We start from the raw sequence: 10,620 nt of genomic DNA on the forward strand, positions 1-10,620 counted from the left end.
CCCCGCGGGGGGCGCCCCGCCCGGGGGCGGGCGCCCGGAGGCGCCAGGGGCCGCCCGGCCGGCCGGGCGGGGGCGGCCCTCGGCCGGCCGCCTCCCGGCCCGGGGTCAGTCCGCCCGCCGGGAGCGGACGACCACGACGCCTTCGTCCTGTACGACGTGGACGTAGTGGATCTCGTCCGGCCGGGTCGCCGGGTAGGCGGCATCGAGGCGCTCGCCGACCTCCACCTGCGTCGGGTGGAGTCCGCAGAGCCTGGCCACATGGTCACGCACCGCGATTTCGGCCAGGTGGTCCACCCCCTTCGCTCCGTCCGGGAGCCCGTAGGCGTGCGCGACCGTGCTGTGCAGCCAGTCGCAGCTCTCCACGTCGTCAGCGGTGAGGCGTGTGACGTCATCGCGGGTGGTGGACAGTCCGAGGCCCTCTGCGTACCGGTGGTCCCTCAGGAATGCCATCCGCTGTGGCCGGCCGGCGCGGCCCAGGGGCCCCTGCGGCAGCAGGATCTCCACCAGGCGCATCGTGACGGCCGTGCGACCGCCATGAGCGATCTGGATGTCGAACACCGGCAGCGTACGGTCCCCGTCGTCGAAGCCCGCGAACCGGACCTCCACGGCAACCTCGCCCTCCTGGGGCAGGGGCTCGAAGACGTCGAGCCGTGCCAGGCGGTGCGGATAGGCGACCGTGCCGTCCGGGATCTCCTCCGACCACTGGCTCAGCCGGTCGTGCGGGATCCCGTGTGTCGCGGCGTCGAGCAGTCCCTGGTGAAGCAGCCCGCGTGGGACGCCGCCGCGTCCGGCCTCCAGCATTGCCGAGGAGCCGGCGGCCCCGATGCGGAGCGACGTCAGGTACTGGAAGGCCGGCCCGTGCATCAGCGCCCCTTCGGCGTACGGGTCCGGTACGGGGACGGCGTCCGCCGGTGGCGCGAGGACCGGCGGCGGATCCGAGCGGCCCGGGCCGGTCCGGACGATCCCACGAGCGACCGGCTCGAATCGGGACAGGGTGGCCGTGCGGGCCCTGCGCCAGGCAAGCAGGGTCACCGCGACCTCCCCTTCGTGGAGATCGGTACCAGGGGCGACCTCGCAGCGCACCGTCACCGGTTCGGCGAGCGGGATCCACCGGTACAAGCGCACGTCCCGCAGTCCGGTGACCGGGAGGCCGGTGTGCTCGGCGGCGGCGGTCGCGAGCAGGTCGACTGTGGACATCATCGGCAGGGTCGGCACCGACCAGGTGGGGCAGTGGTCCAGCAGCCACCCGTCGACGGCCGGGTCCAGTGCCAGGGCTGCGCCTTCGGAGCCGAGCGAGCCGGGGACCGACTGTCCGACGGGCTCGGAGGCGTCCTCGACGATCCGCATCGCCAGCCCGTCGACGCGGTAGATCCGCCTGCCGTCGACCCAGAGCCAGGCGTCGGCCACTGCGAAGGGGCCGACCTCGTCCACCCCACTGCGCACGATCTCCATCTCGACGGTGATCCGACGGTCGGACGGAACCACCTGGCCACGGTATTTCCAGTTCAGGGTGCTGCCGGTGCCCACCGCTTCGAAGCGAGGGTTGCGCAGACCGGTGCCGAGGCCACGCTCGATCATGTGGAACTGTAGCAGTTGGGCCATCGCCTCCAGGCCGAGCGAACCGGGTTGGACGGGGTCCTGGAAGAAGTGGGCCTTGAAGTACCACTCCTGCGGGTCGACGTCTTTCTCCGCGCGCAGCCTGCCGAGCCCGGCCTGGCCTCCCTCTGGCCAGTATCCGACGACACGGTCGAGCATCAGCAACATCGGGCCGGCCAGGCGCAGCGGTCCCTCGCAGTAGCGGGCCGGACGGGCCGTCAGGTCGACGTGCCAGGATGACTCCTCCGGATGGGAGCGCTCGTCGTCCACGGGTGGCAGACCGGCCTGGTTCTCGAAGGCGTCTGGGGGGAAGTACCCGAAGACGGTCGAGGCGGTGAAGACGGGTGCGCCGTCGGCGGTGCACCGCACCTCGAATGTTTCGATGATCATACCGTCGCTCTGAGCGATGTGGGTGACCTCCGCGCGGGTCCGCAGCGTCCGTGTGCCGGGGAGCACTTCGGCGTGCATGGTGCCGGTGCCGTCGAGATTTCGGAACAGCACGTCCGTCTCGACGCGCAGGGCGCTGCCCACGTAGGAGGCGAGCCAGCCGCACGGCTGCAGGGCGACCTCCAGCAGTACCGCGAGCGGCATGGCGCCGCTCGCGTTCTGCTCGCGGTACCAGACCTCGTCGGGGACGTCGTACTCGGCTTCGACCCAACTGCCTTCCTGCATACCGTTCTGAGGGCCGTGGACGGCACTGATCCGGGACATGAAGTGGTACGGGGGCCCCGGGAGCCGGGCGACCCTGCGGTGGCTGTCGAAGACCTCGTGCATGGGGCCGAAGGCCTCCGACGGCCGGCCCCAGGCGGCAGCGAGCAGCGAGTGTCGGTCGAAGGGGAAGCCGTCGACCGCCGCCACCGTGGAGGTCTCGACCTGGCCGCGCAGGCCGGCGAGTTCCCGTGCCGGCACCGGGAGCCCGGTGCTCTGCTCGGCCGGTCCGGACAGCTGCTTCCAGTGCGTGAGCGGCCAGTCGGGGACCAGCCGCACGCCCAGGCCGCGCGCGTGGAAGGCCTTGACCCCGTCGACGGTGCACAGCACGTCCGCGAAGAGCGTGGGAGTGGGGCCGGCGGACACCTTCGTGACGAACACCTCGTAGCTGAGGTCGCGGCTCTCCGGAGTGATCTGGCCGCGGCAGCGCATCGCGTACGGCTCCTCGGGGACGGGCTCGAAACGCCAGCCGTCCCGCTCCGCCGTGAAGCCCAACGCGGCCAGGTGGAAGGCCATCGCCTGGAGGCAGCCCTCGAACATGAGTGTGCCGGGCATGCAGGGATCGTTCTTGAAATGGCCTTCAAAGTACCAGTCGTCGGGCGACACGCGGCGCTCCGCCCTGAGGTAGCCACGCCCCCAGGGACCGCCGTCGGGCTCGAACGCGGAGACCTCGTCGAGGAAGAGCATCCGGCCCTCCCCCAACTGCGGGCTGCGGATGTGCGAGCGGGTCGCCTCCCAGCCGACACCGAAGCAGTCGTAGGGGCGGCCCGCGGCCAGAGCCCTGACCCGGGCGGGACCGAACGAGCGATGGTCGGTGCGGATCGCGGGTGGGTCGACGACCGCGGCCGGTGCGATCTCCGCCGCCGGATCCCACAGCACACCGCGTGTCGCGGCGAGTTCGGCGTCGGTGAAGAATCCCGCCTGGCCGTCGCGGGCCGACAGGCGCAGTTCGCCGTCGACGTAGCAGTCGTAGTGGAAGAAGAAGATCCGCACGCCGTCGTGCTCGCCGTGGCCGTCGATCCGGATCTCGAACCGGAGCGTCTCACCGGGGACCGGCAGGCTGCCGTGGTAGGTCAACTCGCAGCCGAGCAGCCGGTAGACACGCTCGCCGCGGTTCAGCAGATCAGCACCGAGCCAACTGATCAGCAGCAGGTCGGCCTGACCTGCCTCGACCATGATCCCGGCCGGCATTCGCCCGGTCGGATCGAGGTACCAGCTGTCGAGTTCGACGTCAGTCTCGGTCCAGATCGTGCCGGTCCCCATGGAGGTCGGCACGGCGTCGATGCCGGTGACCCGGTCGGCCAGCAGCATCGGCGGGCGGGGCATCCGGGTCTGGCGGCGGTAGCCGTCCTGGGCGGCGAAGTCCGGTCCGAACAGCTCGGAGATCCGCCCGGAGGCGAGCTGCTCCAGCTGGCGGCGGTCGAAGGACGGGCCCGGCCGGGTCTGCGACGGTGCGGGGAGCGGCGCGGCGGGCCGGGCGGCAGGCGGGCTCTCGGCGACAGGGCTCTCGACGGTCGGGCTCTGGGCCGCTGCGGGCAGTGGAGCGGGAACCACCGGGGCCGGCTGAGACCTCGGCGGTGGAGGCGATGCGGGAAGGCTTGCTCCGGCGGGAGCGGATCGCACCGGAGCAGCTACGCGGGACGCCGCCTGCAGGAACTGGGTGCGGACCATTTCGCGGATCCGCAGGAACTCCCGGTGGGCCTGGCTCTGGACCAGCAGGAAGGAGCGGTGCGTGTCGGAAGCCTGCCGGTAGCACGCCGCATAGGCGGCCGCCACCGGGTACGGGTTATGGCCGACCGTGGGGTACCCGATCGGTTCAGCCGGCAGCGCGATCTCAGCCGCCGCCCGGGACACCGGGGCCGGCGCGTCGGGCGACAGCGACAGCGTGGGGAGTCCTTCCCCGAGCCGGCCTGCCTTCGCCCGGTCGGCTGTGGCTGTGGCTGCGGCGATGGCCGAGACCTCAGCCGCAACGCTTCCGGCCGGGGCCGGCCGAGGCGCGCGGATCTGCGTCGTCTCCCCTGTCGGGGCGGAGCGGAGCGCCACCGGCTCCGACGGTGGGACCGGTGGAACCCACGGTGCCCGGTCCATGATCTGGGCCTGCGGCCCCGCGTCGGGCAGTCGAGGGACGGGAGGGTGAGCGGGCAGCGAGATCTGCCAGCCCGTCGGCTTCGGCGCGGCGGAGGGAAAGTGGCCGGTCAACCGGGCCACGTCCACCGCGACTCCCGCACAGATCAGCTCGGCCGCCACCTGGAACAGTCGCTGTACGTCCTTGCCGTCGGACAGGTCGAGGGCCACGGCCAGGTGCTCCCGCTCCCCCAGGGTCTGCCGGATCCAGGTCGTGCACAGTCCTCGCGGGCCGTGCTCGATGAAGATCCGTACGCCGTCCTTCCAGGCGTTCCTGACCACCCGGGGGAAGTCGACGGTGTTCAGGCCCATGGCGGTGAGAGCGTCCGCAGCCGACTCCGAGGACGGGTGGTACCAGGCTCCTGTGGCCGCGGTGTAGAAGCGCACACCGGGCAGGGCGTTCACCGGCCGGTGGTGCAGCTCCCACCACTGCCGCTCCACCGCTGCCAGCCCGGGGACGTGGACGGCGATGTCGTACGGGACAGGGAGCGAGGGGGCGGGTACCAGCCGCTCCAGGACCCGCGAGCAGGAGCCCTCCTCACCCCCGATCACACAGGAGTCGGGGGAGTTGACGGTGATCAGGTGCGCTGCCGATTCGACGGCGAGGGCCGCCCGGACCTCGTCGACGGGGGCGTTCACCAGATGGCTGACCCACCGCTCCCCTTCGACGCCGATCGCGCGCCAGTCGTCCCGCATCACGCGGTGGTCGCCGACGAGCTGGTCCGTGAACAGGCTGGATGCCTCGGCCTCGCGGACCATGGCGCCACCGTCCGTCCACAGGCCCAGCGCGGACAGTGCGGTGGACTCTCCCGAGGAGTAGCCGAGGACCGCCTGCGGGCTGATGCCCAGCAGTCCGGTGGTGATCTCGGCGTGCAGTTGCCCGACCAGCGAGGAGCCCCAGATCTGATCGAGAACGCGTGGCTGCTCCGGTTCGCATCCGCCGCGGGCCCAGTTCAGCAGGGGGTGCAGACCACCGAACCGGTCGCCGATGCGAGCAAGTTCGCCGGGGAAGGCCAGCATCAGTTCACGGCCCATGCCCGGGTAGGCCATCGAGCCGCCCGAGAAGACGAAGGCGACTTCTCCGCCCAGCGGCGTGGGCCGAAAGGTCACGCCCTCCGGCCGGGGACCACCGGTGGCCAGCCAGCGGCCGGCCGCTTCGGCACGGGTGGCGAATCCGGCGCGATCGCTGACGATCACCAGCCGGGCAGGCCCGGTGTCGGACTCGCGGCCGGCCGCGAGCGCGGCGGCTACGCCGGGGCCGTCGGCACCCGAGTACACGTGGATCTGCGGGGGCTCCTCCTCCAGCCACGGCTCACAGTCCGCGCTGCCCAGCCGCACCTCGGTGCTCGGAGCTTCCAGCGGGGCCACGACCGCCGCGGCGGACATGGCGCCGAGCGCGGGCATCGCGGGCGCCCCGTGCCGCGGCACCGCCCGGTGGTGCAGGGCGAGGACTGCCACGGCGACGGCGAGCAGTCCGCGCGCGGCGTGCGGACTGCCGAAGCGCGCCGCGGGGTCGAAGTGCGCCGCGGGGTCGACATAGGGCATCCCTGCATCGTCGGCCGCAGGCCCGACGGAAGCCTCGGTCCCGTGTCGGTCCCCGACTGTCAGTCCCACCGGTTCACTGTTGCCCCCGAGCAGGGCCAGGACGCGGTCGCCGTCGCGGCGGGCGTCCTCCAACCGCTTGAGGACGAGAACCACGGCGGCGTCGCCGGCGTCCTCCTCCCGGCCGAGGGCAGCCAGCGCGGCGAGGTGCACCGGTTCGTCGGACAGGTCGACGGCACCCACCACGGCGGCGTCCAACTCGTCGGCGCGAAGCGCGCGGGCGGCCAGCTCCAGTGCGACGGTGCCGGAGGCCTCCTCGGCGGAGACCGTGAAACTCGGCCCTGCCAGGTCGAGTTGGGCATTGAGCCGGTTCGCGACGATGTTGGGCATCGTGCCCACGACGCCGGCCGAGGTGAGGGGGCCTTGGAATGCATCGGCCAGCCGGCCGCGGTCCTCCGCCCCGATGTCGCTGTCCTCGAGCCAGGCCGCGGATCGCCAGCGCGCACCGTAGCGGGCCGCCCCGGCGTCGCAGCCCATACCGACCAGGACTCCGGTCCGTTCGCGGGGAAGGGTCAGGTCGGCCGTGGCCTCCCGGGCCGTCTCCAGCAGCAGGAGCTGCTGCGGCAGCGCCGAGCCGAGGTCGTGCGGGGGGAAGCGGAGCCCGTCCAGCTGGAGTCCGACCGTAGCAGCGCTCCGCTGGACCGGTCCGGCACCGAACAGGTCACGACGGAAGTCATCCGTGTCACGCCCCGTCCCGGCACGGACGGCGACCGCGACGACGGCAACCGGAACCGGGGCGGGCGTAACGTCGGCGGGCAGCACCCCGGCGACCGGCAGGTCGAGGGCCGGCGGCAGCGGCAGCGCAGCCGTCGCGGGTTCCGGCCAGGCATCCACGACCAGGTGGGCGTTGTTTCCGCCGAACCCGAAGGCGCTGACGGCGGCACGCCGCAGGCCCGGCCAGTCCTCATTGGCCCGGAGCAGCCGCAGCGGTGTGCCGGCCAGCCCGTTGATCGGCTCGTCCGCGTCCAGGGTCGCCGGGCGGATGCCCGCCTCCATCGCACCGAGCACCTTGAAGAGGCCCGCGATCCCCGCCGTAGTGATCAGATGACCGAGATTGGACTTGGCGGACCCGATGGGCAGGTCGACCGCGTCCCCGAATACCCGCGCCATGCTGGCCGCTTCGGTCGCGTCCCCCACCTGGGTGCCGGTCGCGTGGCATTCCACCAGCGACACCGTCTCGGGCGCGACTCCCGCACCGGCGTAGGCGAGCCGCATCGCGCGCTCCTGGCCGGCCTGGGCCGGTACCAGCAGTCCGCCGGTCCGCCCGTCGTTGGACAGGCCCACACCGCGGACCACACCGAGGATGCGGGTCCCGGCGGAGAGCGCGTCCGCCAACCGCATCAGGGCGACGAAGCCGGCGCCCTCGGCGGGCACGAGACCGTCCGCCTCGCGGTGGAAGGGGCGGCTGCGCCCGGTCCGGCTCAGCGCCGCCAGTGCGCTGAACCCCATGTGGATGAACAGGTCGTCCGGACAGTTGACCGCACCCGCGAGCATCAGGTCCGCCGAGCGGTCGTGCAGCCGGTCGCAGGCCAGCTTCACGGCGTAGAGGGAGGAGGCACAGGCCGCGTCGAGGGCGAAGGCGCCCGCGCGAAGGTCCAGGGCCCGGGCCGCGAGGTGCGCGGGAAGTCCGGAGGAGAAGCGGTTTCGGGGGTCGGGTCGGCCGATCGCGCGCGCCGGCAGCGCCCTGCGCAGCGAGTCGGGCGCACCGTCCAGCCAGACGCTCTCCGCGAAGCGGGACAGCCCGGCGGAGGGATAGGACAGATTGCCCATCACCAGCCCCGCGTGTGCCCGGCCTGCGACGTCGCCGGCCTCGCGCAGGGCCTCCCGGGCGGCGTGCAGCACCCAGCGGACCAGCGGGTCGAGCGCGAGGACGTCGGAGGGGGCGAGCTGGAAGCCGTCCGGGTCGAAGACCTCGTCGAAGCCGTGGACGTAGCCGCCAACATCGTGCCAGGTCCGGTCGGCGCTGTCCTCGGCGGTGGCGCCGAGCACGGATGTCCTCGGCAGACCCCAGCGTCCGGCCGGTGCGGCGGACAGGCTGCGCCTGCCGTCGGCCACGTTCTGCCACAGGGTCTGCGGGGCGAACGCATCGGGCAGCACGCAGCCGCGGCCGACGATCGCGATGGGTTCGAAGGTCATGGCGTCACTCTCCGCCGGCCGGGTGGCTGGCCTGGGTGGTGTCGGGCCGCAGGACGAGGGTGACGCCGCTCAGTTCGGCGCGGACGACCCCGTCGGCATCGATGATCCGGACATCGCACACCGCCTCGGTGGCGCCGACCTTACGGGCCGTCACCTCGCAGCGGGCGGGGCTGGGAAGGAGGCCGGGACGGTGGACCCGGAAGGCGCCTACCGCCATCGGCAACGTGGCTCCCCCCAGGGCGCGTTCGGCCCAGAGCACGGCGACCTGAAGGCCGCCGTCGACCGCTGCCGGGTCGGTGTTCCAGCCGGTACCCGGCCAGCCCAGGCCGTGCGCTCCGGTCACCGTCGCCCTCGCTCCCTCCACCGACACTTCGTGCAGGTCGGTCAGCGCCCGGAACATCGGGCCGTGGAAGAGGACGTTCCCGTCGTACCGATAGCCACCGTCCGTGAGCGCGGTGGCCTTCGGGTGCACCGGGGCGGGGGCGGGCTGCGGCGTGGCTGCCCCGAGCGGCCGAACTCGCGCCCTGAAGTGCGGCCTGCCGCTCGGAGCCGTCAGGTCGATGCGCCGGCCGGCCGTGTCCGACGTGCTGCGCAGGAGGAGGCGGTGTCCGTCCCCCGCCAGGTGATCCAGCGCCACCTTGCTCAGCACGGAGACGTCATGAAGCTCGTGCACCCGTCGTTCCGGTTCCAGGTCGCGGGCGAGGCCGGTGAACCATTCCAGTGCCATGGCCAGGGGGAGCACCGGTCGTCCGGCGATCGCGTGATCGGCCAGGTAGGGATGGGTCCGGCTGTCGGCGTGGACCTCCCCGAGCAGGTCGGGCTCGGCCGCTCCCAGCGCGGGTCCGTCGTCCGGCCCGGCCGCGCTGAGGGTGACCTGGACCTCGCGGGTGTCTGCGAGCTCGGCCAGGAACGCCGCGGTGCCGCTCTCGACCGGGATCAGTGGGACGTGGTTGCGCTCGAAGTGCTCCGCCAGGTCCGTGGTCACCATCCCGCCCCGCCACGGACCCCACTCGATGGAGCGCACCAGGCAGTCCGGGTGTGCGGCGCGATAGGCGCCCGCCACCTGGCTCAGCACCTCGTTGGCCATCGCGTAGTCGCCCTGCCCGGGGTTGCCGTACCGGGCTGCGACGGACGAGAACATGCACAGCAGCGCGAGTGGGTCGTGTTCGGTGGCCGCGAGAAGGGCCCGCAACCCGCCGACCTTGGTGTCGAACACCCGGTCGAAATCCTCGTCGGTCTTGTCCGCGAGGAAGCGGTCGGCCAGGACCCCGGCACCGTGCAGGATTCCGGTGATCGGGCCCCAGGCCTGACGGACGTCGTCCAGTGCAGCGGCGAGCGCCTTCTCCTCCCGGACGTCGACCGCCAGATAGCGGACGTCGGATCCGGCCGCGCGCAGGGCGTCCACGGTGGCCCGCACCTCCCGGCCCGCCAGAACGGCGGAGACTTCCGCCCGAAGCTCGGCCGGGCTCGGGGGGGCGTCACCGGACCGCGCCCGGCGGGCCAGCAGTGCCTGGCCGAGGGCAGCGGCATCGCCGGCTTCCGGAAGGTCGTCCGCGAGGTCGGCCAGAGCGGTCCGGCCCACCAGGGCGATGCGCGGACGGTGTGCGCCGGCTAGGCCTCGGAGCACCTCTGCGGTGACACCGCGACCGCCTCCGGTGGCCACGATCACCGAACGGTCGTCGACGACGCCGGCCTCCAGCGCCGAGGCCGGAAGCTCGACCATCCGAAGGACCACCCTGCTGCCGTCCGCTCGTAGCCCCACGTCTCCGACCGGGCCGCCGGCGAGCAGCTCGTCCACCACCGCGTCGGCGACGGCCCGGGCGTCGCGATCGCCACGCTCGCAGTCGATCGCCTTGACTGCCGCCTTGGGCCACTCCAGCCGGGCAGTCCGTGCCAGCGCAGCCAGGCCGCCGAGCCAGGCGTGCGTGGGATCGGCACCCCCCTGCCCGAAGTCGCCGCCCGTGTCCTGGACGGTGACGAACCAACCGCTGACGGCTTCGTCGCCGCCGGTACCCGCACGCCGGGCGAACTCCCGGGCGCTGCGGAACGCCTCCCGGTTCACAGCCAGCGCCTCGTCCACGGACGCGACGGCCCGCAGCCCGCCGAGAAAGACGACGCCATGGACGTCCGCCGGAATCCGGTTCACCACGGAGGCTCTGATGCCCAGTTCGGCAAATCGGTCGACAATCCGTTGTGCCACGCCGGTGCCGTCATCGGTGACGGCGACCCTTCCCTGGCCGAGACCGCCCACACGCAGTCCGGAAGCCTCCACGGGGACAGCTCTGACGACGTGCCGAGTGAGAGGCCGTCCGATCGGGAGCGGTGTCGCAGAGGTGCCGGTCGATAGCGCAGCGCCATCGGCCGCGGGCGCCGCGTCCGCGGAGCCGAACGCATCGATGATCTGCCGCAGCGAACGCAACCGCCCCACATCCGCAGCACTCACCTCAACCAGAC

At 72.8% G+C, this 10,620-nt stretch carries 2 protein-coding genes; both read right to left on the reverse strand.

Annotated features, from left to right (window positions below):
- Positions 1-105: 105 nt before the first annotated feature.
- The gene (locus AB0K51_RS32310) at positions 106-8,166 is read right to left on the reverse strand and encodes a beta-ketoacyl synthase N-terminal-like domain-containing protein (protein ID WP_363461410.1); all 8,061 of its coding nucleotides are present in this window, start codon (positions 8,164-8,166) and stop codon (positions 106-108) included.
- Between the two features lie 4 nt (positions 8,167-8,170).
- Positions 8,171-10,620 (reverse strand): SDR family NAD(P)-dependent oxidoreductase (locus AB0K51_RS32315; RefSeq protein ID WP_363461412.1); only part of this gene is annotated, 2,450 nt, incomplete at its 5' end.

The organism is Kitasatospora sp. NPDC049285 (assembly GCF_040678815.1).
Lineage (GTDB): Bacteria > Actinomycetota > Actinomycetes > Streptomycetales > Streptomycetaceae > Kitasatospora.

What these genes read in the sequence shown, in the direction of transcription:
- AB0K51_RS32310 (WP_363461410.1), bottom strand. Translation starts at nt 8,166, where the DNA reads ATGACCTTCGAACCCATCGCGATCGTCGGCCGCGGCTGCGTGCTGCCC.